Origin of the sequence: Cohnella candidum (genome assembly GCF_003713065.1) — a bacterium.
GTDB classification, from domain to species: Bacteria; Bacillota; Bacilli; order Paenibacillales; family Paenibacillaceae; genus Cohnella; species Cohnella candidum.
In genome coordinates, this window is record NZ_CP033433.1 from 338,621 (window position 1) to 365,227 (window position 26,607).

26 protein-coding genes are annotated in these 26,607 nt (G+C 57.6%); 18 read left to right on the top strand and 8 right to left on the bottom strand.

Annotated features, from left to right (window positions below; genetic code table 11):
* The first annotated feature begins 2 nt into the window (after positions 1-2).
* From sdhA to EAV92_RS01670, 5 genes are all read left to right on the top strand, one after another.
* Positions 3-1,760 (top strand): succinate dehydrogenase flavoprotein subunit, encoded by a 1,758-nt coding sequence (gene sdhA, locus EAV92_RS01650; RefSeq protein ID WP_123039466.1) that lies wholly within the window; start codon positions 3-5, stop codon positions 1,758-1,760.
* Between the two features lie 3 nt (positions 1,761-1,763).
* On the top strand, positions 1,764-2,528 hold the full coding sequence (gene sdhB / locus EAV92_RS01655) for a succinate dehydrogenase iron-sulfur subunit (protein ID WP_123039467.1): 765 nt from the start codon (positions 1,764-1,766) through the stop codon (positions 2,526-2,528).
* Between the two features lie 76 nt (positions 2,529-2,604).
* Positions 2,605-3,816 carry a multidrug effflux MFS transporter gene (locus tag EAV92_RS01660; protein ID WP_123039468.1) on the top strand — a complete coding sequence of 404 codons (1,212 nt, stop codon included), beginning with the start codon at positions 2,605-2,607 and terminating at the stop codon, positions 3,814-3,816.
* A 116-nt stretch (positions 3,817-3,932) separates the two neighbouring features.
* Positions 3,933-4,466, top strand: coding sequence for a sigma-70 family RNA polymerase sigma factor (locus tag EAV92_RS01665; RefSeq protein WP_338134389.1), 534 nt, complete (start codon positions 3,933-3,935; stop codon positions 4,464-4,466).
* Positions 4,433-5,848, top strand: a complete 1,416-nt coding sequence (locus tag EAV92_RS01670) for a DUF4179 domain-containing protein (RefSeq protein ID WP_123039469.1) — start codon at positions 4,433-4,435, stop codon at positions 5,846-5,848. The genes EAV92_RS01665 and EAV92_RS01670 overlap by 34 nt, the downstream gene beginning before the upstream one ends.
* A 60-nt stretch (positions 5,849-5,908) precedes the next feature.
* On the opposite strand, the gene EAV92_RS01675 is transcribed toward EAV92_RS01670, so the two are convergent.
* From EAV92_RS01675 to EAV92_RS01685, 3 genes are all read right to left on the bottom strand, one after another.
* Positions 5,909-6,277 (bottom strand): hypothetical protein, encoded by a 369-nt coding sequence (locus EAV92_RS01675; protein ID WP_123039470.1) that lies wholly within the window; start codon positions 6,275-6,277, stop codon positions 5,909-5,911.
* A 70-nt stretch (positions 6,278-6,347) separates the two neighbouring features.
* Positions 6,348-7,208, bottom strand: a complete 861-nt coding sequence (locus tag EAV92_RS01680) for a DUF2935 domain-containing protein (protein ID WP_123039471.1) — start codon at positions 7,206-7,208, stop codon at positions 6,348-6,350.
* A 59-nt stretch (positions 7,209-7,267) separates the two neighbouring features.
* Complete coding sequence (locus EAV92_RS01685; protein ID WP_123039472.1) at positions 7,268-8,122, bottom strand: M15 family metallopeptidase; 855 nt, start codon at positions 8,120-8,122, stop codon at positions 7,268-7,270.
* Between the two features lie 197 nt (positions 8,123-8,319).
* On the opposite strand from EAV92_RS01685, the gene EAV92_RS01690 reads away from it, so the two are divergent.
* The 5 genes from EAV92_RS01690 (at position 8,320) to EAV92_RS01710 (ending at position 13,157) form a co-directional block, all read left to right on the top strand.
* A complete protein-coding gene (locus EAV92_RS01690) occupies positions 8,320-9,030 on the top strand; it encodes a sensor domain-containing protein (protein WP_123039473.1) in 711 nt (236 codons plus the stop codon).
* 113 nt (positions 9,031-9,143) lie between these two features.
* Positions 9,144-9,821, top strand: a complete 678-nt coding sequence (locus EAV92_RS01695; protein ID WP_123039474.1) for a GntR family transcriptional regulator — start codon at positions 9,144-9,146, stop codon at positions 9,819-9,821.
* A gap of 117 nt (positions 9,822-9,938) precedes the next feature.
* On the top strand, positions 9,939-10,964 hold the full coding sequence (locus EAV92_RS01700) for a zinc-dependent alcohol dehydrogenase (protein ID WP_241158405.1): 1,026 nt from the start codon (positions 9,939-9,941) through the stop codon (positions 10,962-10,964).
* A 22-nt stretch (positions 10,965-10,986) separates the two neighbouring features.
* Positions 10,987-11,748: an SDR family oxidoreductase gene (locus EAV92_RS01705; RefSeq protein ID WP_123039475.1), complete on the top strand. Its 762-nt coding sequence runs from the start codon at positions 10,987-10,989 to the stop codon at positions 11,746-11,748.
* Between the two features lie 47 nt (positions 11,749-11,795).
* Positions 11,796-13,157, top strand: a complete 1,362-nt coding sequence (locus tag EAV92_RS01710; protein WP_123039476.1) for a GntT/GntP/DsdX family permease — start codon at positions 11,796-11,798, stop codon at positions 13,155-13,157.
* Between the two features lie 60 nt (positions 13,158-13,217).
* On the opposite strand, the gene EAV92_RS01715 is transcribed toward EAV92_RS01710, so the two are convergent.
* Positions 13,218-13,526, bottom strand: coding sequence for a winged helix-turn-helix transcriptional regulator (locus EAV92_RS01715; protein WP_123039477.1), 309 nt, complete (start codon positions 13,524-13,526; stop codon positions 13,218-13,220).
* 188 nt (positions 13,527-13,714) lie between these two features.
* Here EAV92_RS01715 and EAV92_RS01720 point away from each other — a divergent pair, with 188 nt between their 5' ends.
* Positions 13,715-14,113: a DoxX family protein gene (locus EAV92_RS01720; RefSeq protein WP_123039478.1), complete on the top strand. Its 399-nt coding sequence runs from the start codon at positions 13,715-13,717 to the stop codon at positions 14,111-14,113.
* 74 nt (positions 14,114-14,187) lie between these two features.
* On the opposite strand, the gene EAV92_RS01725 is transcribed toward EAV92_RS01720, so the two are convergent.
* The 3 genes from EAV92_RS01725 to EAV92_RS01735 form a co-directional block, all read right to left on the bottom strand.
* Complete coding sequence (locus EAV92_RS01725) at positions 14,188-15,150, bottom strand: cation diffusion facilitator family transporter (protein ID WP_123039479.1); 963 nt, start codon at positions 15,148-15,150, stop codon at positions 14,188-14,190.
* Positions 15,151-15,403: 253 nt separating this feature from the next.
* A complete protein-coding gene (locus EAV92_RS01730; protein ID WP_123039480.1) occupies positions 15,404-16,216 on the bottom strand; it encodes a histidinol-phosphatase in 813 nt (270 codons plus the stop codon).
* Between the two features lie 21 nt (positions 16,217-16,237).
* Positions 16,238-17,140: a LysR family transcriptional regulator gene (locus EAV92_RS01735; RefSeq protein ID WP_123039481.1), complete on the bottom strand. Its 903-nt coding sequence runs from the start codon at positions 17,138-17,140 to the stop codon at positions 16,238-16,240.
* Between the two features lie 173 nt (positions 17,141-17,313).
* On the opposite strand from EAV92_RS01735, the gene EAV92_RS01740 reads away from it, so the two are divergent.
* From EAV92_RS01740 to EAV92_RS01750, 3 genes are all read left to right on the top strand, one after another.
* A complete protein-coding gene (locus EAV92_RS01740) occupies positions 17,314-18,900 on the top strand; it encodes an MDR family MFS transporter (protein ID WP_420888797.1) in 1,587 nt (528 codons plus the stop codon).
* A gap of 6 nt (positions 18,901-18,906) precedes the next feature.
* On the top strand, positions 18,907-19,506 hold the full coding sequence (locus tag EAV92_RS01745; protein ID WP_123039483.1) for a PadR family transcriptional regulator: 600 nt from the start codon (positions 18,907-18,909) through the stop codon (positions 19,504-19,506).
* Positions 19,507-19,626: 120 nt separating this feature from the next.
* A complete protein-coding gene (locus tag EAV92_RS01750; RefSeq protein WP_123043511.1) occupies positions 19,627-20,973 on the top strand; it encodes an MFS transporter in 1,347 nt (448 codons plus the stop codon).
* Positions 20,974-21,391: 418 nt separating this feature from the next.
* Here EAV92_RS01750 and EAV92_RS01755 read toward each other — a convergent pair whose 3' ends face one another.
* Complete coding sequence (locus EAV92_RS01755) at positions 21,392-22,339, bottom strand: zinc dependent phospholipase C family protein (protein WP_123039484.1); 948 nt, start codon at positions 22,337-22,339, stop codon at positions 21,392-21,394.
* A 193-nt stretch (positions 22,340-22,532) separates the two neighbouring features.
* Between EAV92_RS01755 and EAV92_RS01760 the strand changes: the two genes are divergently transcribed.
* The 4 genes from EAV92_RS01760 to EAV92_RS01775 all read left to right on the top strand — a co-directional run bounded on the left by EAV92_RS01760 (position 22,533) and on the right by EAV92_RS01775 (position 26,605).
* Entirely contained in the window at positions 22,533-22,982 is a 450-nt protein-coding gene (locus EAV92_RS01760) for a chemotaxis protein CheX (RefSeq protein ID WP_123039485.1), read from the top strand.
* 64 nt (positions 22,983-23,046) lie between these two features.
* Entirely contained in the window at positions 23,047-23,823 is a 777-nt protein-coding gene (locus EAV92_RS01765) for an SDR family NAD(P)-dependent oxidoreductase (protein ID WP_123043512.1), read from the top strand.
* 16 nt (positions 23,824-23,839) lie between these two features.
* Positions 23,840-25,252 (top strand): DEAD/DEAH box helicase, encoded by a 1,413-nt coding sequence (locus EAV92_RS01770; protein WP_123039486.1) that lies wholly within the window; start codon positions 23,840-23,842, stop codon positions 25,250-25,252.
* Positions 25,253-25,375: 123 nt separating this feature from the next.
* Positions 25,376-26,605 carry an S-layer homology domain-containing protein gene (locus tag EAV92_RS01775; protein ID WP_164472597.1) on the top strand — a complete coding sequence of 410 codons (1,230 nt, stop codon included), beginning with the start codon at positions 25,376-25,378 and terminating at the stop codon, positions 26,603-26,605.
* Positions 26,606-26,607: the final 2 nt, after the last annotated feature.

Sequence of the window (26,607 nt, forward strand, 5' to 3'; positions counted from 1 at the left end):
CCATGGCGAAAAATAAAATCATCATCGTAGGCGGCGGCCTCGCCGGCCTGATGGCCACCGTGAAGGCGGCCGAATCGGGCATGCGGGTCGACCTGTTCTCTCTGGTGCCGGTGAAGCGTTCGCACTCCGTGTGCGCGCAGGGCGGAATTAACGGCGCCGTCAATACGAAAGGCGAAGGTGACTCCCCTTGGGAGCATTTCGACGATACGGTTTACGGTGGCGACTTCCTGGCGAACCAACCGCCGGTCAAAGCGATGTGCGAAGCCGCGCCGGGCATTATTCACCTGATGGACCGGATGGGCGTTATGTTCAACCGGACGCCGGAAGGCCTGCTTGATTTCCGCCGGTTCGGCGGCACGAAGCATCACCGCACGGCGTTCGCCGGCGCGACGACCGGGCAGCAGCTCCTTTATGCGCTGGACGAGCAAGTCCGCCGCTGGGAAGCGGCCGGACTCGTACAGAAGTTCGAGCACTGGGAATTCACGTCGGTCGTCATCGATGACGACGGCGTCTGCCGCGGCATCACGGCGCAAAACCTCCGCTCGATGGAAGTGCAAACGTTCAAATCCGACGCGGTCATCCTGGCGACGGGCGGACCGGGCATCATTTTCGGCAAAACGACGAACTCCGTCATCAATACGGGAACCGCGGCCAGCGCGGTGTACCAGCAAGGCGTTTACTACGCCAACGGCGAATTCATCCAGATTCACCCGACGGCCATTCCCGGCGACGACAAGCTGCGCCTCATGAGCGAATCCGCCCGCGGCGAAGGCGGCCGGATCTGGACGTACAAGGACGGCAAACCGTGGTACTTCCTCGAAGAGAAATATCCGGCGTACGGAAACCTGGTGCCTCGCGACATCGCGACGCGCGAGATTTTCAGCGTCTGCGTCGACCAGAAGCTCGGCATCAACGGCGAGAACATGGTTTACCTGGACCTGTCGCATAAGGATCCCAAAGAGCTTGACGTTAAGCTCGGCGGCATCATCGAAATCTACGAGAAGTTCATGGGCGACGATCCGCGGAAAATCCCGATGAAGATTTTCCCGGCGGTCCACTACTCGATGGGCGGCATGTGGGTCGACTTCAACCAGATGACGAACATCCCCGGTTTGTTCGCTTGCGGCGAATGCGAGTACCAATACCACGGCGCGAACCGCCTTGGCGCGAACTCCCTGCTGTCCGCGATTTACGGCGGCATGGTCACCGGACCGAAAGCGATCGAGTACATCCGCGGCCTCAAGAAATCGGCCGAAGACGTATCCGAGAGCGTGTTCGAACGGGAAGCCCGCAAACAAACGCAGAAATACGAGTCGATCCTCGGCATGGACGGCAACGAGAATGCGTATGTTCTGCATAAAGAGCTCGGCGAATGGATGACGAACAACATGACCGTCGTCCGTTTCAACGACAAGCTGCAGCAAACGGTCGACAAAATCAAGGAACTGAAGCAGCGCTACGCCAAGATCAACATCAACGACACGGCGCGCTGGAACAATGCCGGCGTCGCCTTTACCCGCCAGCTGTGGAACATGCTGGAGCTGTCCGAAGCGATGACCGTAGGCGCTCTGATGCGGAACGAAAGCCGCGGCGCTCACTACAAGCCGGAATTCCCGGACCGCAATGACGAGGAGTTCCTGAAGACGACTAAAGCGAAGTGGACCGCGGAAGGACCGCAAATCTCCTACGAGGAAGTCGACGTTTCCCTGATCGCTCCTCGCATCCGCGACTACTCCACGGATAAGAAGAAGGAGGGATAACCCATGGCGGAAACGGCAACCAAACAACGTACCGTTAAATTCATCATCACGCGTCGGGAACGTCCGGAAGCCGCTCCTTACACCGAGGAGTTCGAGGTTCCCTACCGCCCGAACATGAACGTCATCAGCGCCTTGATGGAAATCCAGCGCAATCCCGTGAAAGCGGACGGGGGTTCTACTTCCCCGGTATGTTGGGAGTCCAACTGCCTTGAGGAAGTTTGCGGCGCGTGCTCGATGGTCATCAACGGCAAACCGCGCCAGGCTTGCTCGGCGCTCGTCGATAAGCTGGAACAGCCGATCCGGCTGGAGCCGATGTCGACGTTCCCGGTCGTACGCGACCTGGTCATTAACCGCGAGCGCATGTTCCAAGCGTTGAAAAAGGTCAAAGCGTGGATTCCGATCGACGGTACGTACGATCTCGGACCGGGTCCGCGGATGGCCGAGTCGAAGCGCCAATGGGCGTACGAGTTGTCCAAGTGCATGACGTGCGGCGTCTGCCTCGAAGCTTGCCCGAACGTCAACGACCGCAACTCGTTCATCGGGCCGGCTCCGATTTCGCAGGTTCGCCTGTTCAACGCCCATCCGACGGGCGAAATGAACGCTCACGAGCGTCTGGAAGCCTTGATGGACGACGGCGGCATCGAGGGCTGCGGAAACTCGCAGAACTGCGTCCGCTCCTGCCCGAAAGGCATCCCGCTGACGACGTCGATCGCGGCGATCAACAAAGACACGACCAAGCATATGTTCAAGAAATGGCTGACCATGTAATCGTACGAAGAAGCCTGTTGATTTCAGTCAACAGGCTTTTCTTTTTAAAAAGGCGGTAAAGGGGGGAAATCGGGAGATGAAAGATAACGCGAGGCCCGTGACGCGAGCTCAAGGTGCGACGATCGCCGTCATTTTGATTCTGGGCTCGCTGACGGCCTTCGGACCGTTGTCGATCGACATGTACTTGCCGGCTTTTCCCACCATTGAAAGGGAATTGCATACGAGCGCTTCGATGGTGCAACTCAGCTTGACTGCTTGCCTGATCGGGCTTGCATTGGGACAGTTGGCGGCGGGGCCGCTCAGCGACCAAAAAGGGCGCAAAGGGCCACTGTTGGTCGGTCTCGCCGTCTATGTCGTTTCCTCGCTGCTCTGCGCTTGGCTGCCGTCGATCGGGGCGCTGATCGTCTTCCGGTTCCTGCAGGGCGTATCGGGAGCGGCGGGAATCGTTATTTCCCGCGCAATATCGCGGGATATGTATTCCGGTGTCGCATTGACTCGTTTCTCCGCGACGCTCATGCTCGTGAACGGAACGGCGCCGATCCTCGCTCCGATCGTGGGCGGGCAGCTGCTTCAGATCATGTCCTGGAGAGGGATTTTCGTCTTGCTCGCGGTCATCGGCGCCGTTATGTTTTTCTCGGTTTGGTTCGGTTTGGGCGAGTCGTTGCCGCCGGAGCGACGTTCAAGCGGAGGGCTCGGCAAATCGCTGTCCGATTTCGGCATGCTGCTCCGCGACCGGAAGTTCGTCGGCTTCGCGCTTGCGCAGGGGTTCGTGATGGCGTCGATGTTCGCGTACATTTCCGGCTCGCCATTCGTTTTGCAGAACATATACGGGGCTTCTCCCCAAATGTTCAGCCTGTTCTTCGCCGTGAACGCCATCGGCATCGTCGCCGTCGGCCAATTCACGGGGCGGATGGCGGGGAGAATCCCCGAGCGGCAGCTGTTCGTGACCGGCATCTGTCTGGCCGCCTTGGGCGGCACAGGTCTGCTGGCGAGCGTTCTGTCGGGGGCGGGGCTTCCTTTCATTCTGCCGTGCATCTTCGTCGCAGTCGCCAGCGTCGGGCTCGTGACGACGACAGGATTCTCGCTGGCGATGCAGCGCTATGGCCGGTCCGCGGGAAGCGCAGCGGCGCTGCTCGGCGTGCTGTCGTTCATTTTCGGCGGCATTGTCGCTCCGCTGGTGGGCATCGCCGGGACGCAGACGGCCGTGCCGATGGGCATCGTGATGGCGAGCGCCGTATGGCTGTCCGTGCTCTGCTATGTGGCGCTCGTGCGCGGAAGCAAATCTTGATGGTGTGAAAGCGGCGGCTTCGGTCCTCCCCTCTCGGGCGGTCGGGGCCGTTTTTTCATTTTCCCAAAACCGTTTGGCCGGTTCGGCAGTCTAATGCAGAGAAGAGGGGGGAAAGCATGTCGACCGAGGAGTGGGTACGGGCGGCGCAACGCGGCGATCCGGAGGCGTTCCATCAGCTCGTGAGCATGGAGCGGACAAAGCTGTATTCGATAGCCTTCGCCTACTTGAAGAATGAGGCGGACGCCTTGGAGGCGATCCAGGAGACGACCTGCCGCGCGTTCCTCAAGCTGGGCAAGCTTAAGGAGCCCCGGTACTTCCATACCTGGTTCATCCGCATTCTCATCCATTACTGTATGGACGAGCAGAAACGCAAACGTAAAATGCTTCCCCTGTTCCAACTTCCCGAGACGCTGGCCGCCGACCTGGCGCTGGACGAGAAGCTGCGCCTGCAGATGGCGATCGACAAGCTGACTCCGCGCCTGCGTCACGTCATTATCCTGAAATACTACGAGGATAACTCGGCTGCTGGAGAAACCGGAAGGCACCGTGAAAACGTGGCTGAACAAAGCGCTGAACGAGCTCAGGGAGATTTTCCGGAAGGAGGGAGAGCGGGGATATGCCTAATGAAACCGTGCACGAGTCGGATTTGACGGAGAAGATCGAAGCCGCTATCGCGGAAGGACTCCGCAGGGGCCAGTCGGAGAAATCCCGCCGCCGCACGGCAGTCAAGAGAAGGGCAGGGGGCGCGGCTGCCGCGTGTCTGTTGTTGGTCGCCTGTCTGTTTACGATCCGCGTGTCCCCGGTTTTCGCCGCTTTCGTCCGGGAAATCCCGGGTTTCGAGAAATTCGTGGACCTGATCGCCAGCTCTCAAGACAAAGGGATACAGCTTGCCGTGGATAACGATTTCTTGCAGCCGCTAGGCGTCTCCGACGAGCATGACGGCATGAAGTTGACGGTACAGGGCATCATCGCGGATGAGTCCCGCATGGTCGTTTTTTACGAAGTTGCGGTCCCCGCTAAACACGAAACAGTGCGGGTCGACACGATTAATGTTTCAGACGTGGGCGGGACCCCGCTTCCTGCCGGGATCGGATATTCTTATCCGCAAGAGCAGGAGCAAGACGTTCGGGAATCCGGCGTATATCGGGGAACGTTTGACGTGGCTTTGGCCGATGGTCAGCGGCTGCCGGACAAGGTGATAATTGGGATGAAATTACAAAGAGTCAAACTATCCGACGGAATCGACGGAGCCCCGAAGAGCTCCGTTGCGGGTTCCGAAGGAGTTCCCGTGAAACATCCCCCTAAAACCGGCATCACCGAGTTCAAAATGACCATTCCGATCGATACCGCCAAGTCCGCGGGACTTCGCAAGGAAATCCCGATCGGCCAAACGATCCGGGCCGAAGGCCAGGCCGTGACGTTCACGAAAGCGGTGCTGAGTCCGCTTCGGGTTACCCTGTATCTGGAGTTCGATTCAAACAATACCAAGCAGATTTTCGGCCCCGGGGATATTCGCCTCGTGGATGACAAAGGTACGGTGTGGAAAAACATATCGGGCAGCGCAGGAACCGATAAGGATCGTCTCGTCGTGCATTTCGAAAGTCCCTATTTCAACCAGCCGAAATCGTTGACGGTGGAGGGAAGCTGGTTTCGGGCCCTCGACAAAGACGAAATGATGATTCAAATCGACACCGAACGGAGGCGGCTGCTCACCGCTCCGGACAAGAAGCTGACGCTTCACATGATCGGAGACACGGATCAATACGTGCGGCTGGATTTCGAATTGAACGGTGTAAATCCGGACGATAACATGCTGTACACCCTCCTGGAAGGCGAGTTTACCGACGGCAAAGGAATTACTCACCGGATGGCCGATTTGAAAGAGGTCGTGTCGGGCTCCAAGGAGGGAGACGGCCCGCAGCACGTTTACTATTACTTGGACAAAGTAAAGTACCCTCAGCCTCTGACCTTCCGCATATACAACTATCCGGATTACGTCCGGCAGGCTTACCGGATCGAAATCCATCCCTAGGAATGAACGCAAAAAACCGGCTCCCCGCACGGAGAGCCGGTTTTTTTTGCGCCATTCGCTTTACCTCCAAGTCGACCGCCTCTTTGCGGGTTGGAGCTGCGTCCAGATCGCTCCGGCGAGGTCGATCAACCCGAGCAGCAGGAACGGTTTCGGCACGCTGCCGGAAAACACGAGCAACGCGGAGACGATCGCAACGCCGACACGGGCAAAGACGGTCAGACGGCACAGCGGCTCATGGTCGTAACGGCCGATAAAGGAGTAGAAGAGGCCGAGGTCGGCGATCAGCAAACCGATGAGCCGCAGCCATCCGCGGTCTTCCGGCCCGACCCCGAACAGGGGGCCGAACCATCCCGGGAGCAACAGAAAAACAAGGCCGGCGACGATCAAATACAATCCGTACAAGTAAACGGTTCTGGCTATCGGACTCATGGGGCGCCACCTCGCACGAAGGATGGGAAAAGCCGGTCGTTCGTCCATAGCAGTATTGCCGTTTTGCGCTCTAGACTTCCCGGATTCCCGGGTTTTTCACGTTTAAAGGAGTGAAATGGGGTTTGGTCAAACTGCAGGGAGCAACGGGGACTTCGGGGGCGTAAAGCGTCATTTTCCTCAGGAAGTAACAGGTTTCCGGAAAATGGTGCTCGACGAAACGCAGCGTGAATTTATTGCTTACGCGATCTGTGAGATACAAGGCGACCACCTGGCGGACCAATTCCGCGAACCCGTTCACGGCTGTGATAATTTCGACGGCGAACTGTTTCTCGACGGGGAATCCCGGCTCGACGAAACGCAAGTATCTTTTGATTTGCCGCTGTTTCACCATCAAGGCGGCAAAGGTTTGCACGTATTCGCGGATTCTCTCGATCCAGCCGACCTCCGCTACGTCGATGTAATTAAGCAGAAGGCTCGCGTGGCCGAGCTGGTCTTCCAGCCATAGATCGACCAAATCCGTTTGCGGCAAAGGTTCGGGCTGAACTCCGGCGGCGTAAGAGGCAAGAAGGCGGTCGTACTCGGCGTTTTCGCTGAGGGTTCCATTGAGGTAAGTGGGTGACAGGTCGAGGGTAATCCGATTTTGCAGACGAAGGGCTTGCAGCTGGCCTTCGAACCGATAGTAGCCGTTGGAGAGCGGTTGTACCGATCTCGCGAAGCGGATCATGTCCGGTTCCGCGGGTCCGAGCTGGGGGTTGAGCCGCTGCAGTTCCTCCAGCTTCGCCCCGAATTCCTGGATGTAGGCGGCGGCCGCAGCAATCGGCTTCGTGTCGGCTGGCGAAAGCGCTTCGAATACGAAGTAGGCGTGATCCTGAAGCACTTCGATCCAAAAACGGTGTTCTTCCCAAGGGGATAGCTGATAAAGGGGGTTCATGACCGGACCTCCCGGAACTCATCCTGCTTCATGTCTATGAGTCCGGGACGGCCGACATGTTACTTGTTCGCGGAAACCTCAAGCGCGTCGAAGTATTGCTCCAGCGTCAACTTATTGCGGGCGATTACCGTGGCCGCTTCTTGTCCGACGTACCGGACATGCCACGGTTCGTAAGAATAACCGGTGATACTTTCTTTGCCTTTGGGATACCGAATGACGAAGCCGTATTCGGCGGCATGGGAGGCCAGCCATTGGCCTTCCTTCGTTTCCCCGAGCTTTTCGTCCAGCTGGTACTTGACGCTCGGAGCGGAGACGTCCATCGCGAGTCCCGTCTGGTGTTCGCTCTGTCCCGGGTGGGCGCTGTAACGGTTTGCCGCCGCGATGCCGTCCTTTTTCGCGTAATTATCGAAAAGGGCTTTCTGAGTCACGTAGGAACGATATCCGGACACCGCCTTTAGCGTGATGCCCGCTTTTTTGGCGCCTGCAAACAGCTTTTCGAGCGCCGCTGCCGCTTCCTTGCGCATCTTCTTCTTCGGGGAATCCCCGGAGAACGAGAACCCCACGTTCGGGGTGACCAAATCTTGCGGGATATAAGTCGAAGGCAGATTGCGCTTTTTGTTGACCAGCACGTACAAACTCGAAGCGTTCGTAATGACGGCCAGCCCGTCGGCGTTTTTCCGAATCGTTTTCTCCGGCAGGTTTTCCAAAGCCCATGCGGGCATGTCCGATTCGTTGCCGGCCTTCGGATCCGAAGGCGGTTTCGCCGAAGGAGCATCGGGTTTCGCCGCAACGACGTCCGCCGACTTGGAAGTCGAGGCTTGTCCGGCCCCGGCGGCATGGACGACCCATCCGCCTGCCAACGCGGCGCCGACCAATACGGCCAGCCACTTGACGCGGGTCGATTTCACGTTCATTTGTATTCCTCCAAAACAGGGATAAGTCCATTATAGCGCACCGGGAAGAAAATTGTCGGAAGATCGCGGACAGACATCCGGGAAACTTCCCAAACCCGACTTAAGTCGAGCTTGATCCCATTCGCAAGCCGATTCAACGATGCAGGGATGAACCGCTACAATGGATTCATGATAAAGCGAAAGCGTGGTCGAACAATATGAAAAAGAAAAAACCGAGCGCCCTGCAGGCGTGGAAAATGCTCCTCATGTCGTTACCCAAAGGAATCGCGGCCTTCGTCACCGTCGTCGCGGGTTTGTCCGTAAGCCTGCCTTTGTCCGTATTCCTGGTAGGGATCCCGCTGCTGGCGGAGACGCTCGTATTGTGCGGAAGCATGCTGCAGGCCGAGCGCAGGAAGACGACGGCTTGGAGCGAAGCCGGTGACTTGCGCGAGGCTGAAGCGCCGGCGCCCCGTACTTGGGGAGGCTGGCGATCACTGCTAGCCGTTCTCGGTCGCGGCCGCTCTTACCGAGGAATCCTGTACGGACTGTTTCAGCTCCCGATCGGGATCGCCGGCTTCACGCTCGGCATCGTGCTTCCCGTTACGGCTTGGGCCGTCATGCTGTCTCCACTGGCTTATCTGATCAGCACGAGACTGTTTTCGTTCGAGTTGTTTTCGGACCCGGTCGTATGGGACCGGCTGGTACCGACATGGTCGGGAATCGAGCGCTCCTGGCTGGCCGGAGGGATCGGCGCCGTCTTCGTGCTCCTCATGCCGATCGTGCTGCGCGCGCTGGGCCGTCTGTACGCTGCGTGGATTTCCGCCGCGGCCGGTCCTGTTGCTGCACCTGCGTTAGAGGAAGTTCCAGCCGGTTCCGCCGTAGAGACGTTCGAGTCCGAGAAACTTCCTGAACCAACGCTATATGCCTAAACCGATTTCACCAAAAATTCCAAGCATAAAACCGTTTACATGAAGTAGTGAATGAGGTATATTGAGTTCACGGCCTGCTGACATGTCGACAACATAGGGAGGATATGAGTGAAATGGATTTCCCTTCCTCTTGGTTGCGAGACCCATCGCTCGGAGAGAAGATCGCTTCCGAAATTCGGCTTCGCATCGTTCGGGGTCAAATCAAGCCCGGTACGACGTTATCCGAAAATCAATTGGCTTCGGAATTCGGAACGAGCAGGGCGCCGGTTAGGGACGGGCTGAAAGCGTTGTCTATCGAGGGCCTGATTCGGTTGGACCGCAAAGGCGCCTTCGTATTGGGCCTCACTTCCAAGGACGTCAAGGAACTGTACGACATTCGTTTCCTGATCGAGAATTACACCTTGCAATGTCTGGCCCAAGCCGACAATCGGAAAGTGACGGAGACGCTTCACAGAATCGTCGACAAAATGGAGATGGCCGAAAGGCATAACGACGCCGTCGAATTCGCTTATCAGGACTTGACCTTTCACGAGACGATCATCGGAGAAGCGGACCACACCCGAATCTTCCATCTGTGGAACAGTATCCGCAGCCTTGTGCTTACGGCGCTCCTCGTCGCAACGGAAAAGCGCTTTGCGGATCGCAAGCATGAAGTGCCGCAGCTGATCGAGAAGCACCGCTTATTAATTTCCGCCTTGGAGAGCAACGACGGGGATTACATCGAAAAGGTGATCCGAGAGCATTTCGCCGATACGCGCGAAACCGTTCAATCGAGCCTGAAACCTTTATAACAAACCCTCTGGGGATTGGAGCCGAATCTGCTGCGGAAGGCTCCTTGTTTTTCGCCTAGGTTGTCGACATGTCAACATGGATTCACACACTACAGCACTTACTTAGGAGGAACGAAAATGACGACGACAATGCGCGCCGGCTTGTTTATCGAAGCCGAACAAGTGAAGATGGATCAAATCGCCAAGCCGACCCCGCAGCCGGGCGAAGCGCTGATTAAAGTCTCCTACGCCGGCATTTGCGGTACGGACATGATGATCTATGCGGGCAAACATCCGCGGGCGAAAGCTCCTTTGGCGATGGGCCATGAATTCAGCGGCGTGATCGAAGAGATCAATGGCGGGTCCGAATCCTTCTCGGCGGGCGACCGGGTCGTCATCGAGCCGACGCTTAGCTGCGGAGAATGCGAAGCCTGCCGGGCCGGCGAATATCACGTCTGCCGGACGCTGAAACTGATCGGGATCGACAAAAACGGAGGCTTTGCCGAATATGTCGCCGTTCCGCTGAACCGCCTGCACCGAATTCCGGCAGCATTGTCGGATGCGCACGCCGCGCTGACGGAGCCCGTCGCCGTCGCCGTTCATACGGTACGCCGTTCCAACCTGAAGGTCGGCGACAACGTCGTCATTTTGGGCGCAGGTCCGATCGGCCTGCTGATCGGAATGGTCGCGAAGCAAGCGGGAGCGGGACAGATCATCATCTCCGACATTAGCCCGTATCGCTTGGGGAAAGCGGCGGAGCTCGGGTTTACTGTCCTGGACGCGAAGACCGTGAACGTCACGGAAGAAGCGCGGCGGCTTACCGGCGGCATCGGAGCGGACGTCGTCTTCGAAGTCGCCGGCAACCAAATCACGGCCAAGCAGATGATCGAAACGGTCAAAATTCAGGGGCAAATCGTCGTGGTCAGCGTTTACAAGCAAGCGCCGGCCGTCGACTTGGCGGCCATGCATTTCCGCGAAATTTCGATGACGACGACGCGCTGCTACACTTCCGGCGACTTCGCCAAAGCGATCACGATGATGGAAAGCGGCAGCCTCGACGTATCGAGCCTCATCTCCCATGAGCTTCCGCTTGAGCAGATCGCCGAAGGCTTCGAATTCATGCACAATCCGGAAGAGTCTCTGAAAGTCCTGTTTCGTCCTTAATTCACCGAGGAGGCTGACAGCTATGGTACTTCAATCGTTTCGTCTGGACGGCAAAGTCGCCGCCATTTCGGGAGCCACTCGCGGCATCGGCCGCGAGATGGCTTTGGCCCTGGCCGAAGCCGGTGCGGACGTCGCTCTGCTCCAGCGCTCCGTCACGCAGACGGAGGTCAAAGAAGAGATCGAACGTCTCGGCAGGAAGTGCGTCATCATTCCTTGCGACATGAACGACATGGAGCAGGTGAAAGCCGCGGTTCCGTCCGTCGTCTCCGAGTTTGGCGCCATCGATATTCTGGTGAACAACGCGGGCATCCAGCGGCGCTCTCCTTCCGTCGATTTTCCGGAAGCGGATTGGGACGAGGTCATCCAGGTGAACCTGAAAACGGTTTGGATCCTGTGCCAACAAGCGGGGCGTTACATGGTTCCGAGAGGAAAAGGGAAGATTATTAACACCGCCTCGCTGCTCTCCTATCAAGGAGGTTTGACGGTTCCCGCGTATGCGGCGGCCAAGGGCGGGGTGGCGCAGCTGACCAAGGCGCTCTCGAATGAGTGGGCCAAGCACGACGTGAACGTCAATGCGATCGTTCCCGGCTACATCGCCACGGACATGAACACGGCATTGATGGAGGACCCGGTCAGAAGCAAGCAAATCCTCGACCGGATTCCGGCCGGGCGCTGGGGCAATCCGGAAGATTTCAAAGGGACGGTCGTCTTCCTGGCTTCGGACGCGTCCAACTATATTCACGGCCACTTGCTCGCCGTAGACGGCGGCTGGCTGGGCCGATAAGGTTCACGCGCAAAACTTACATTGATCAAAGCAAAGGATAGGTGTATATGACTAGCTTGTTCGGGCTTAGCCATAATGTCACGCTTCTCGTCTGGGCGCTCGTCGCCATCGTACTGCTCATCGTCTTTATCGCCAAATTCAAGTGGAATCCGTTCGTCGTTCTGTTGATGACGGCGGTCTTCCTGGGACTGATCGTCGGGATGCAGCCCGCCGACGTGGCCAAGTCCGTTCAGACCGGATTCGGCAACACGTTGGGCACGATCGCCATCGTTATCGGGCTCGGCACGATACTCGGCAAAATGTTGGCCGAGTCCGGCGGAGCCGAGCAAATCGCCAACACGATCATCGACAAATTCGGCGAGCGGCGCATTGCCTACTCGATCTTGTTCGTCGCCATCATTATCGGGATTCCGGTCTTCTTCGAAGTCGGCGTGATCCTGCTGATCCCGATTTTGTATACGCTTGTGAAGAAAACGCGAAAACCGATGCTGGCCATCGGTATCCCGTTGATTACCGGTCTTTCCGTCGCGCACGGCCTGATTCCGCCTCATCCGGCGCCGATGATCGCCATCGAGGCGTATCACGCGGACATCGGGAAGACGATTCTGTTGTCGCTGCTGGTGGGCATTCCGAGCGCCATTCTCGCAGGTCCCTTATTTGCCAAATTCATCAGCAAACGGATTGAAGTCGAACCGCCCGCCGACCTGATGGAGCAATTCGCCACCAAAGACGTCAAGCGTCCTCCGGGCTTCGGCATTACGCTTCTGACGATTCTGATGCCGGTCATTCTGATGCTCATCGGTTCCGCCGCAAGCATTATCGACCCTGAAGGCACGAGCGGCTTTACGATGTTCTGCAAGTTTATCGGCAATGAAATCATCGCCTTGCTGATTGCAGCCATTTTCGCGATCTTCTCGCTCGGATTCGCAAGGGGCTTCAGCAAAGAGCAAGTCAACAAGTTCACGATGGAATGTCTGGCACCGACCGCATCGATCATCCTCATCATCGGCGGCGGCGGCGCGTTCAAAGGCGTTCTGATCGACAGCGGCGTCGGCAAGGCCATTGCCGCGATCGCAACGAACGCCCATTTGAACCTCATCGTGTTCGCGTTCCTCGTTGCCGCGTTAATCCGTCTGGCCACCGGCTCTTCAAGCGTCGCGATGACGACGGCCGCGGGTATCGTAACGCCGGTTCTCGCCGTGACGCCGGGAGCCAACGTCGAGTTGGTCGTACTGGCCACGGGCGCAGGCTCGCTCATAGCCTCGCACGTCAACGACGCAGGGTTCTGGCTGGTCAAGGAGTTCCTGAACATGTCCGTGCCGCAGACGCTGAAGTCATGGACGGTTCTGGAGACGATTTTGTCCCTGTCGGCTTTCGTGATCACCCTCGCCTTGAGCTTCGTGCTGTAAACGAACAGAAAATCAAAAGGGCCGTTCCCTCGGGAACGGCCCTTTTGTCATCTATGCGGCTTACATCCACTTGTCGCCCCAAACCTGAATGGACTCGATGACTTCCTTCATGTCGCGGCCTTTGTCGGTCAGTTCGTATTCGATACGTACCGGCATCTCGGGATACACGGTTCGCGTCAGGACACCGACGGACTCCAGCTCCTTCATGCGGTCGGTCAACATCTTGTCGCTCATGTCGGGGATTTGTTCCTTGATATCCTTGAACCGTTTGGGACCTCCCATCAATACCCGGATGATGAGGCCGGTCCAGCGTTTGCAGAGCAAATCGGCGGCCAATTCGTATTTCGGGCACATTTTGGAGTAATCCATACGGCTTCCCCCCTTTGCGTGGTGGTTCTGCTCCGACTGACATTAACTTCGGTTATCTTACATTTTAACATAGTACTTCCGGAAAAGTAAGCAGTAACTTCACTAAAGTAAAATGCTTGACAAAAGTAAGTAACATACAATATTATATCACCAGGGCAACATAATATAAAAAGAAGAGGTGCAACAACATGGAGTGGGGATTGTTGATCATAAGGGTTATTGTCGGATTGTTGTTCGCGGGACACGCGATGCAAAAGTTGGCAGGCTGGTTCGGCGGGTACGGGATAGCCGGCACGGGTGGATTTTTCGAATCGATCGGCCTGAAGCCGGGACGCGCAATGGCGCTGATGGCGGGCCTGGCGGAATTGGCCGGCGGACTGCTGTTCGCCTTGGGATTCCTGACGCCGGCCGGGGCTGCGCTGATCGTGCTGACCATGGTGATGGCCATCGTGAAGGTGCACGGGAAAAACGGGCTTTGGGTGACGCAAAACGGTTACGAGTACAACCTTGTGCTGCTGGCGATCGCCGTTGCGGTGGCGTTGACCGGACCGGGCGACTTGTCCCTCGACGCGCTGTGGTTGTCTTAAAATAAAAAAATACCGGCTTGTCGGCGGAGATTCCGCGGATAAGCCGGTATTTTGCTTAATAACCGCCGCTTGCGTTACGTGTGGCGTTCTTCCCGGTGAAGCAGGAACTGCCTGCCGTATTCCCCGTGCGGATGGATGCCGGCATGCTCCATCTGGAGCGTGGAGTGGGTAATGCCGTATTTCTCCTTGAGCATTTCGTTCGCTGCGAGAATGATGCAGAAGGGCTGAATGTCTTCGCGGATGAACATGTGCGCCGTCAGCGAGTAATGGTCGGTGGAGACGGCCCACAGATGCATTTCGTGGACGTCCTCGACGCCTTCCACCTTGCGCAATTCGCCCCGGATCTCCTCGAGGTCGAACTTTTCGGGCACCGATTCCATCAGAATCCCCGTGGATTCCTTCAGGATTTTGGCGCCGCCGATGAAAATGATTCCCCCGATGACCATGGAGATGAGCGGGTCGAAAAAGAGCCATCCGGTATAATAGATGATGATCGCGGCCACGATGACGCCTGCCGAGCTGAGCAGGTCGCCGATAAAATGCCAGAGGGCGCTCTGCACGTTCAGGTTTTCCTCTTCCTTGTGGCTGCGGCTCAGAATGATCGTAAGGACGAGGTTCACGACGAAGCCGATGGAAGCGATCGTGAGCATCAGGCCGAACTCCACGTCGACCGGATGGATGAGCCGATTGATCCCTTCGACGAAAATCCCGAGCGCGATGACGCACAGCGCGAGTCCGTTCAGGAAGGAAGCGATGATTTCGAAACGCAGGTACCCGAACGTGAACCTGGAGTTGGGCTTCCGCCGGGCCAGGTAAATCGCCGCCATGCTAAGGCCGAGCGCCACGACGTCGGAAATCATGTGGGCAGAATCCGACAAGAGGGCGAGGGAGTGGGAGAGGATGCCGCCGACGATTTCGACGATGGTGAAGAACAGGGTGAGCAACAGGACGATCCATAGGGTTTTGCCGGATTTGGTCTGTTCCTTCACGTGTTCCAAATGGTGAAAGTCGTACGCTTGCTCGAGGTTTTGAGCCATCGTGCCGCCCCCTTTCCATAAATTGTTCTCATCTTATCATATTCCGTATCGAAAAGGGCCGAAATGTGTTACCCGCTTTGTTACACAATTGAAACATAGCTGAAACGTGCTTGTCGCAGAGGTCGGCTACAATAATAACCAAGACCCCCTTTTTTCATAATATTAGAACCTGCCACCGTTTGGCGGGTTCCTTTTTTTTGCCTCAAAAAATAACGGAACCGGGGCCGGTTCCGTTATGGCGTCGTTCGGCGGTTTACAGAGGAACGACGACTTTCTCTTTCTGCCGGTAAAACACCCAGCGCTTGAAGCCGATTTCCTTCAGCCGGGCGGCCACCAGCTCCCATTCGTCGCCGACGCGGCCCGGTTTGTGCGCGTCCGAGCCGAAGGTGACGTCCGCGCCGAAATGCAGCGCCCGTTCCAGGATCGCGTCTGCGGGATACCAGCCGCCGCAGTCCTTGGTACTGCCGCTTGTATTGATCTCGAGCGCGATGTCGTTGTCCGCGACGGCCCGCAGCACGTCGTCGATCTCGGCTTCCGCTCCCCGGATGTCCGAGAACGCGGGGAAATAGCCTTTCATGGCGTCGATGTGCCCGAGGATTTGGAACAGGCCTTCGTTGGCGGAGTCGCGGATCATTCGGTAATAGTCTTTCTTGTCCTCGACTTTTTCGCCCTCCGACAGCTTCTTCCACCGGTTTCGGTTGAAAATGCTGACCCCGCGCGTCTGGTGGACGGAACCGATGATGTAATCGAACGGATACTTCTCGTATACCGCGCGGTAGTGGGCGATTTCGTTCGGGAAGAAGTCCGATTCGACGCCGAGCAGCACTTCGATTTTGCCGGCGTACTTCTCTTTCAGCCGCAGCACTTCGTCCACGTACCGGGCGAATTCGCTCTTGGCCATCGCGATGCCGGGCTGCGGATGATCCTCTTCCCTCGCGAAATAGGGCGAATGGTCGGAGATGCCGATCGCCGTCAGTCCCGCCTGAATGCCCGCAAGTATATAATCCTCGATCGTCCCGATCGCGTGTCCGCACCGTTCGTGGTGGGTGTGCAAGTCGAATTTCATTTTCGGTTCCTCCTCACTCGTTCACTCGCTGCCGATGAATTGGTCTTCCGGCATCCCTTTCAAATCGCTCAAAAACTGGCGCATCGCGCTGTTCACGTACCGTCCGGACTTCGTGATGACTCCGACCGGATGGCTGGCTTCCAGCTCGCTCACGGGTATCATTTTTAACGTGCCCCGTTTGAGCTCGCCCGCGATGGACAATTTAGAAACGATGCCCGCGCCCAGGCCCATCTCGGCCATCCGTTTGACTTCCTCGCTGCTGTTCAGCTCCATGACGATGTTCGGCTGGATTTGATGCTCGCGGAAAATCCGGTCCACGAACCGCCGGCCGAGCGTGTCCGGGGAAAGAAGAATCAGCGGAATGTCCTTCAACGACCCGATGGTGACGTTTTTCGCGTCGGCCAGGGGGTGGCGAGGGGATACGACCAGCTCGAACGTGTCGTAATACAGCACGGACGTTTCGACTTGCGGACTCTTGTCGGACAAATAGCCGATCCCGACGTCCACGCTGCCGTTCTCCACGCTCGCCAACACCTGCGAAGAGGACATGGATTGGATGGACGTTTTGATGAGCGGAAACTGGTTTTGGAAATACGACAACACCCGAGGCAAAATCTGAATCGCGATCGAGGTCGTCGTTCCGAGCACGATATGGCCTTGCGGAATTTGGTTCAGATCCGACAGCTTTTGTTTCAGCTCTTCTACGATACCCAGAATGCGCTCCGCGTGCTCCAGAAATACTTTACCCCGATCCGTGAGCGTGACGGGGTGGTTGCGGTCGACCAGCACGGCCTTGAATTCGTCCTCGAGGCTTTTGATCTGGGCGGAAACCGCGGGCTGCGTCAAATTGAGCTGTTCGCCGGCTTTACGGAAGCTAAGCGTCCGGGATATCGTAAGCAGCGTCTCCAGCTGGCTGATGTTCAAATGATCGCCTCCCGCATTGAAATTATTTATCAGTTCAAGGAATAAAGATTAAAACCTTTTCTCGTTGTTATTATAGGCTTTTTCCGGCAAGGTAGCAAAAAAAGGTTGTGGTTTACTCAAATTTGAGTATAATGGCGATTGGGTATTCAAATTTGAGTATTTAAGAAAGAAGGATGTTCCGCTTGGACACGAAAAAAAGCAATGTCAAGCTGGTCGTCGCGGGGCTGCTTTTAGGCTTGTTCATGGCCTCGCTTGACCAGACGATCGTATCGACCGCAATGGCGACGATCATCAAGAAGCTCGGCGGCTTGGATAGCTTTATTTGGGTGTATTCGGCTTATATGATCGCGATGGTCGTCTCGACGCCGATATTGGGCAAACTGTCCGACATGTACGGACGCAAAAGGTTTTTCCTGTTGGGACTTGTATTGTTCGTGGTCGGTTCCATTCTGTGCGGCACGGCGACGAACATGGACCAACTCATCATCTACCGGGCGATCCAAGGGGTCGGCGGCGGCGCGCTGATGCCGATCGTGTTCACGATCATCTTTGACCTGTTCCCGATGGAGAAGCGCGGCAAAATGATGGGCTTGTTCGGCGCGGTGTTCGGCATTTCGAGCGTGTTCGGTCCGATCCTGGGCGGCTCGATCTCGGACAATCTCAGCTGGCGGTGGATTTTCTACATTAACGTGCCGATCGGCGTGCTGTCTTTCCTGTTCATTCTGCGGGCGTACCACGAATCCAAAAACACGCGCAAGCAAAACATCGATTGGCTCGGCGCGGTCTTGCTGACGGGAGCGATCCTGTGCCTGATGTTCGGCCTGGAACTGGGCGGTACCGACGGCTGGGCTTGGAGCTCTTGGAAGACGGTATCGCTGTTCGTCGGATCCGGCGTCCTGCTGATCTTGTTCCTCGTTGCCGAAGTTTACGCCAAAGATCCGATCGTGAAGCTGGGCTTGTTCAAAAACCGGCTGTTCACGAGCAGCATGATGACCAGCATGCTGTACGGCGGGGCGATGATGGCCGGCGCCACGTACATCCCGATTTTCATCCAGGGCGTCTTTCATAAGACGGCCACGCAGACGAGTACCGTCTTGATCCCGATGATGCTGGGCGTCGTGCTCAGTTCGCAGATCGGCGGCAGAGTCGCGGGCAAATTCGTGTTCCGCAACGTCATGATTCTCTCCGCCATTACACTCACCGCCGGACTCGCGCTGCTCGGCTTCGCCTTGGATACGTCCACGAGCCGCGGTATCATCTCCCTTTACATGGTCGTCGTCGGGCTCGGCATGGGCGTATCCTTCTCCTTGCTGAACATTTCGACGCTGAACGCGGTGCCGCCGCAATACAAAGGATCCGCTTCTTCCCTGATCGCCTTCTTCCGGACGATCGGTTCCGCGATCGGCGTAACGGTATTCGGTACGCTCCAGAAGCACGATTTCCAATCGGCCATCCAGGCGCTGCCGAACATGAACCCCCAATTCGCGGCGCAAATCAAAGGCGGCCAGGCGCTGCTCGATCCCGTCGTGCAAGCGAAAATCGGATTGTCCGCGGAAGCGGTGAACCTGCTTCTGTCGAAGCTGGCGGATTCGATCATTTACGTGTTCCAATGGTCCGTCATCCTGCCGATCATCGCGTTCGTCTTCGTGTTGATGATGGGACGGGCGCGGCTCGCGGCTCCTATGCAAGCCGGTCAGCCGGGCGGCCCTCCGCAAGGCGAGCATGCGGGCAAGCCGGAGACGTCCATGCACGGAGGTTGATTCCGGATGTCGGTAAAGCTGCTGATATTGGGATTGTTGATGGAACAGGACAGACATCCATATGAAATCAGGCAAACCATCAAGGACCGGAATTGGCATGTCACGTTCCGGATCCGGGACGGATCCCTTTATTACGCGGTGGACCAACTCCGGGACGACGGACTGATCGAAGCTTCGGAAATCGTGCCCGTACCGGGAGAGAATCGTCCCGACAAAACGATCTACCGGATTACCGACAAAGGGAAAAACGAGTTTCTCGGCATGCTGTACGGGCAGATGGAGGAAAAACAGTTTCCTTACCATCCGCTGTTCCCCACCCTGCCATTCGTGCGGCACGGCGATCCGGAGAAGGTCGCCGAGGCGGCTTCCCGGCAGATTGCCGCCTGCGAAGCGAGGATCGAGCGGATGAAGGCGGTCATCCAGTTGAAGGAAGAGGCGCTTCCAAGAGGGTCCATACACCTGTTGCGTGGAATCCTCCGGTTCAGCGAGGCGGAACGCGACTGGCTGAAAGACGTGCTGGCCGACGCCGAATCGGGCGCGCTCAAGGACGCCTGCTGGACGCCGGATCGATTGCTGGAGCTCATGAATCCGAAGAAAACGACTTGATGTGTGAGAAGCCTTGCCCACCGGCTCGCGCCGGAGGCAAGGCTTCTTCGTTTCCTCGGGCTTGCCGGTTTTTTCGGCGATCTTATCGACCCCGGAAAGGAAAAGGCCGAGGCTCGTCGAATGTTTCCCACAGGACAGGACAGAGCAGACCAGACCGAAGGGACGAATCCGCGCATGTGGGACGATCGGAAATCCGTACGTTCATGGATCATGTACGACTGGGCCAACTCGGCCTTCGCAACGACAGTAATGGCTGCGGTGATGCCGATTTACTATCAGAAAGCGATCGGGGGCACCGACGCCGGATGGGCGTTCACCCAGACCGCGTCCGCCGTCATCATCGCGCTGCTGGCTCCGCTGCTTGGCGCCATGGCCGACCACTCAGGCAACAAGAAAGCGTTCCTTCGGGTGTTTACGTTTATCGGAGCGGCGGCGAGCCTATGCCTGGCGATTCCCGGGAAAGGCGACGTTCTCTTTGCTTCGCTGCTCGTCATTCTGGGCATGATCGGCTTCGGCGCCGGCGGAACATTCTACGATGCGCTGCTGAACGACGTGGCTTCGCCCGCCAATCGGGAGCGGGTCAGCGCCAGGGGTTTCGCGATGGGATACCTGGGCGGCGGAGTGCTGCTCGCCGTCAATCTGCTGCTGATCATGTCGCCGGGCACTTTCGGGTTGCCGGAAGGCTCGGCGGGTTCGCAAATTTCGTTCGCCATGGTCGGCGTGTGGTGGATTCTATTCTCGATCCCCTTGTTCCGCAACGTGAAGGAAGCTTCCGTTCGGCCCGACGGCACGCTGGGCAGCCAAGTCCGCGCGGGGATTCTCCGGCTCGGGGAAACGTTCCGGCAAATCCGGCATTATCCGGAGCTGTGGAAGTTCATGATTGCGTATTGGTTTTTCTTCGACGGGGTCAACACGGTTATCGTCATGGCAACCAGTTACGGTACGACGATCGGGATCAAGGATTCCGATTTGATCGCGGCGCTGCTTATTACGCAATTCGTCGGGTTTCCCGCGACGGTGTTGTTCGGGAACATGGCGAGCAGGCTGGGCAGCAAGAACATGCTTTACGGCTCCATGGCATTGTACGTCGCGATCGTCATTCTCGGTTTTTTCATGAAAAACGCGCTTCATTTCTATTTGCTCGCGGGCTTGGTCGGCTTGGTGCAGGGCGGTTCGCAGGCGACCGCGCGGGCGGCGTACAGCCGGCTGATCCCTCCGGCCCGGACGGCGGAGTTCAACGGATTCCTGACGTTTACGAGCCGGTTTTTCTCGTTCGGCGGACCGCTGGTGTTCGGCTTGGTGAAGGTGTTCACCGATTCCAGCCGTTACGCCATTCTGGCGGTCGCCTTCTTCTTCGTCGCCGCGATGGTGCTGCTCACGTTCGTCAACATCGCGAAAGGGGAGCGGGAGGCGGAGCGGGCTTTCGACGGCTGGTCGACGGATTCGGGACGGACGGCGTCGATATAAGTGGAATGGAAAAGGGATCCCTTGGCCGCGCGGATTGGCGGCTGGTCGGGATCCCTTTTTTAGTTTGGTGCGAAGTCCCTTCCCGAGTTATTGCTTTCGGACACTAACTGGGCTGCATGAGGCCACGGAGACGGCGTTTTATTGCTTTTGAACACTAGTTCTGCGAGAAATCGGGGGTTGTCGGCGTTTAAGCCGGGAGTTATTGCGCTTGGACACTAATTCGGCGAATGGCATCGACAAACTCTCCATTCCGCTTGACCGCCGAAAACGGGATCTCCGTAATACGCAAAATCCGTGTTAAAGTGGGCGCCGTGGCCGGATTGTCATCATTAATACGCAATACGCGTGTTAAATGGAGGGAATGTGCGGGTTGGCCTCCCGTAATACGCAAATTGCGTGTTAAATGGAGCACTTGAATTTACACCGGCACGACCGAGTCCGCGAAGGTGATCGCCGCGGCGCCGCAGGGCCTTCCCGTCTCGTAGGAGACGTCGCCCAGCCGCTCGGCGAAAACGGCCCGCAACCCGTCGGCGGCAGCACCGCCCCTGGCGGCCCTCAGCCAGGCCAGCACCGCGCCGCCGGTGTCGCGGGCATCCTGCAGCGCCTGCTCCCACAAGTCGTCGGAGCTCGCCGTGCGGAAAACCGTGCGGTCGCACGGATCGACCCAAGGCCAGCGCGCGTCGTTCAGCACGTCCCAGTCCGGCAAGTCGCGCGGAGGGGAGAAGGGCGCGATTTGCCCGAACAGCAGCTTGCCTTTCCAACCCGTCGGATCGAAGAACAGCCGCTGGGCTTTGATCATGTCCGCCACCGCTGCGTCTAACTGCTCAGACGCGATTTGTTCCGCCAAGACGGGGTAGTGTTCGCGCACGACGTCCAGGAATTCCGCCGCGAAGCCGCCCGGCAGCTTTCCGTCCGTGTCGATCTCGGGAGCAACCGGCACGGTGCAGGTGTGGATGCCGGCCCTGCGCCGCATGACGACCGCGTCCATCGCCGTCTCGAAGCGCTGGTGGTGCCACTTGCGAAAGCCCGACCGGCTGAATACGAACGGATGCAAATGGCGGTCGAGAATATGGTGGAGCAGAAAACCGAGGGAGAAGGCGAACGCCGGGTCGCTTTCCAACCGGCCGGTCATGCGGTCGAACAACGAAAGCAGGAACGGGCCGCAGCGCACGCCGTGCATCTGGCTGCCGAGGCGATTCAGCGGCGTCTGTGCCTGCCAGGGTAGAAAATGATGATAGAACAGGAAGTCGGGTCCTTGGCAACCCAGTTGGAAGGCACGGCGCCACCCCGGTTCGTCGATAGGAGCCATCGACTGCTCGGCGGCGAATTCCCGCCCGAATTGGATATGCGCCCAAATATTCGGCATATTATTTCACCTTTCAGCTTTATTTTCGTAGCAAAAATACAGGATGCCGGGACTTTCTGCGCAGGCGCATGGAACTCAAGACCCTCATTTTGCCAAAATGATTGTATACTTGTACCACTATTTTCAGTATAATGAGGGAAAGCGGTTTCGACCAGTAAGGCGATCTTTGTCGGTGAAAGGGGCTCGCAGACGCGTGAAGGCAGAGTATATCAATCCATTTTTGGAGTCCGCCCGCATGGTCATCGAACAAATGGTCCAGGTTCGTCCCAGCACCGGCCAGCTGGCTTTGAAGGACATCAAGTTCGCGGACAATCATGTGTGGATCCAGATTGGGCTGACGGGACAAATGACCGGCGACATCGTTTTCGGGCTCAGCGAGACCGTTGCCCTGCGCATGATCTCGGCGATGATGGGCGGTTTCGTGATGACGGAAATCGACGAAATCGGCCGAAGCGCCATATCGGAATTGGGCAACATGATCAGCGGCAACGCGAGCACGATGCTGTACAACCAAGGCGTCCACGTCGATATCACTCCTCCCCGCATGGTCGATTTCAGCCATTTTAACGCCAAACGCGCTTTAACGGTTCCTCTGATTATGGACGGCATCGGAGAAATGGAAATCCAAGTTTTGATCGCTTAAAATAGAAGAACGGAAATCACGCCCCCGAAGGGGCGTTTTTCTTTAGGAGGATGTACGGATGTCAATATCCTTGAAGGACAGGGTGGTTCTGATTACGGGAGCTTCCAGCGGCATCGGGGCCTTGACGGCCAAGCTGCTGGCGGACAAGGGAGCCATTCCCGTGCTGACCGCCCGCTCGGTCGGCAAGATGGAGGAGCTGGCACGCGGGATTCGGGGAACCCACGCCATCTATCCGATGGACGTGACCGATACGGCTCAAGTGGAGGAAACGGTCGCCCGCGTGCATGAACGTTTCGGGAGATTGGACATTTTGCTGAACAATGCCGGGTACGGGGAATTCGTCCCGTTCGGTGAGGCGCCCATCGAGCATTTCCGCGACATGATGGACGTGAACTACCTGGGGACCGTCCGCTGCACGAAAGCGGTTCTTCCATACATGCAGAAGGCGGGGCAGGGACACATTGTCAATGTCGCCTCTCTCGCGGGCAAAATCGGTACGGCCAAATCGACTGCCTATACGGCCACCAAACACGCGGTCGTGGGCTTCACGGAGTCGCTGCGGCTCGAATTGAGCGGAACGGGCATCCTCGTGTCTTCCGTCAATCCGGGGCCGATCGATACGCCTTTCTTTGACCGCGCCGACCCGGACGGCTCCTATCTTCGCAACGTCGGCTGGATGGTCATGCCGCCGGAGAAGGTCGCGAAGGCGATCGTCAAGGTAATGGAGCACCGGCTTCCGGAGAAGGACTTGCCTCGGATCGCCGCCGCCGGCGTCCGGATTCGCCGTTTGTTTCCGAGATGGACGGATGCCATCGCCGCAAAACTGTTGAATAAAAAATGAAACGGGGGAATTCGCGTTGACCTCGCAAACTGGGCATACATTCGAAGGATTGGGGCTGAACCCGCAGCTGTCCGAGCGGTTGGCCGACGCCGGCATCGCCGCGCCGACGCCGGTCCAGATCCAATCGATTCCCGCAATCCTGGAAGGCAAGGACGGCGTGCTCGTGTCCCCGACAGGCACCGGCAAAACGCTGGCCTACCTTCTTCCGATTCTGCAGCGGCTGGACGGCTCGAAGCGCGAGACGCAAGCGATCGTCCTGGCTCCTACGCAGGAGCTGGCCATGCAGATCGTGCGGGAAGCCGAAAATTACGGAGCCGCGCTCGGCATTAAAACGGTGGCTTTGATCGGAGGCGCCGCATTGTCCCGGCAATTGGAGCGCATGAAGGCGAAACCGGCGCTTGTCGTCGGAACGCCCGGACGGGTGCGCGAGGTCGCATCCCTCCGGAAGCTGACCTTGCCGGCCGTGAAGCACATCGTCGTGGACGAAACCGACCGCGTGTTTTCGCTGGGCGGCCGGGACGACGTGGAGAAGCTGATCAAGCAATGCTCCAAGGAACGCCAGACGGTATTCGTCTCCGCCACGCGTTCGGACGCGATGAAGGAAGCAGAGAAGCTATGGCTGAATCAGCCGTGGGAGTCCGAGCATGCGGTCCAGGGACCGGAAGCGGGAAGCGGATTGCCGGATACGATCTCGCATTGGTACTTCGTCTGCGAGAAACGCGAGAAAATCGACCTCGTCCGGCGGCTCATGCGGAATACGAAGGTAAGGCCCGTTCTGCTGTTCTTGAACGATATCGAGAGGATCGCCGAGCTGTCGGCCAAGCTGAAATACGAAGGCTTCATGGTCGACGCTCTGTACGGGGACACCTCCGGCAAAGAACGGGGCGAAGCGCTGCGGCGTTTCCGCGGCGGACGGACCGCCTTGCTGATCGCGACGGACTTGGCTGCCCGCGGGCTGGACGTGCCGGGGCTGCCGCTCGTCATCCAATTCGAACCGGCGCTCGACGCTGATCATTACGTGCACCGGGCCGGACGGACCGGCCGAATGGGCAAAGAAGGCATCTCTATTACGCTGGTATCGCCGCAGGAGCGGTTCATCATCGATAAGCTCTCCAAGCAGCTGAAGCTCGACATGGCCCAGAAGACGCTGTACGAGGGCCGAATCGTTTCCCCGGAGGAGGCCGAGTCCGGGCGCCGAAAGTTCAACACCCGGCAAGAAGCGGAAGTAACCAAGGCACCCGCCGAATCGCCGCGCAAGCCGGCCTCGCCGAGCCAGCCAGCCAAACCGAGGGCTGCGAAGTCAGCGCCTCCGGCTCCTTCCGCTAAAGCGAAAAGCAAGGAAAATCGCGAACGCGACCGCAAAAACAAAGGGGCTCCGCGCTGGCTGAAGGAAAAGCGGGAGTCGAGTCCCGGAACCGACCGTCCATAGACCTTCCATTTTAGGACAATGGACTCAAAAAATGCCGGTACCCACCCAAATCAAAAACCGCTCCCGAATCCTTTTAACGTACGGTACAACACCGTGAAATCGGACAAAGGAGTGGTAAATCTTATGCAACACAAGGTACAGGCATGGAAGAAAACGGCAGTCGCTACGCTTGCGCTCAGCATGCTGGCCGGCAGCGCAACGGGATTGGTCGCTTCCGCGAAATCGAAACACGAGGACAACGACGATCACGGCAATTCGAACAAAGGCAAGATCGAAATCCGATATAACTTTAACTTCAAAGACCTGAGCGAGGATAACTACAAATGGGCTTACGCCCACATCATCCGCCTCGTTTCCCAAGGCGTATTCAAAGGCTACGACGACGGCAGCTTCAAGCCGAGCAATAAAATCACGCGCGTCGAGACGATCGTGGCGGCCGTCCGCCTGCTCGGTCTCGAATCCGAAGCCCAGAAGCCGGAAAACATGAACGCCAAGCTGAACTTCAAGGATTTCGACCAACTGAAGAAGAAATATCCGCAAGCCGTCGGTTATGTCGCCGTCGCGCTCAAGAACGACCTGTTCAACGAGAACGACTCCGTCATCCAGGCTGAGAAACCGGCTACCCGCTTGTGGGCATCGGTTCTGCTCGTGAAGAGCATGAAGCTGGAAGCGGAAGCGAGCGCGAAAATGGGCACCGAGCTGTCATTCAGGGACGCCGATGCCATTCCGGCCGGTTCCGTCGGCTATGTCGCCGTCGCGATCGAAAAAGGACTCGTTTCCGGTTATACGGACAATACGTTCCAGCCGAACAAGCCGATCACCCGCGCCGAGCTCGCTTCCATCCTCGACCGCCTGGGCGTTCAATTGCCGGACCAAGGCAACCAGAACAACCAAGCCCAAGCGATCACGGGTACGGTTACCGCGAACGTCTACGGTTCGACTTCGATCACGGTGAAGAAAGCGGACAACACTTCGGTCACCGTGCCGCTTGACGCGAACGTATTCGTATTCCGCAACGGAATCAAATCTCCGGCATCCGCCATCCTGGCGGGCGACGAAGTTCTCGTGCGCACTTATGAAGGCAAAGCCGTATTCATCGAAGTGACGAAAACGGCACAAGCCGCGGTTCAATTTACGGACGCCGGCAAAATCAGCTCTTTCACGTTCGATGCTTCCGGCAAGATTGCCACGCTGTCTCTGACCCGCGACGTGAACGGAACGACGTCCACGATCGTCTATAACGTGGATCCCAGCGTGAAAATCACGGGAGGAAACGGCGTTTTGGCCGCTAGCCTCGTGGTCATCGTCAAAGGCGAGAATACGCTCGTCAAAGAAATCCAAATTACGGGCTAATC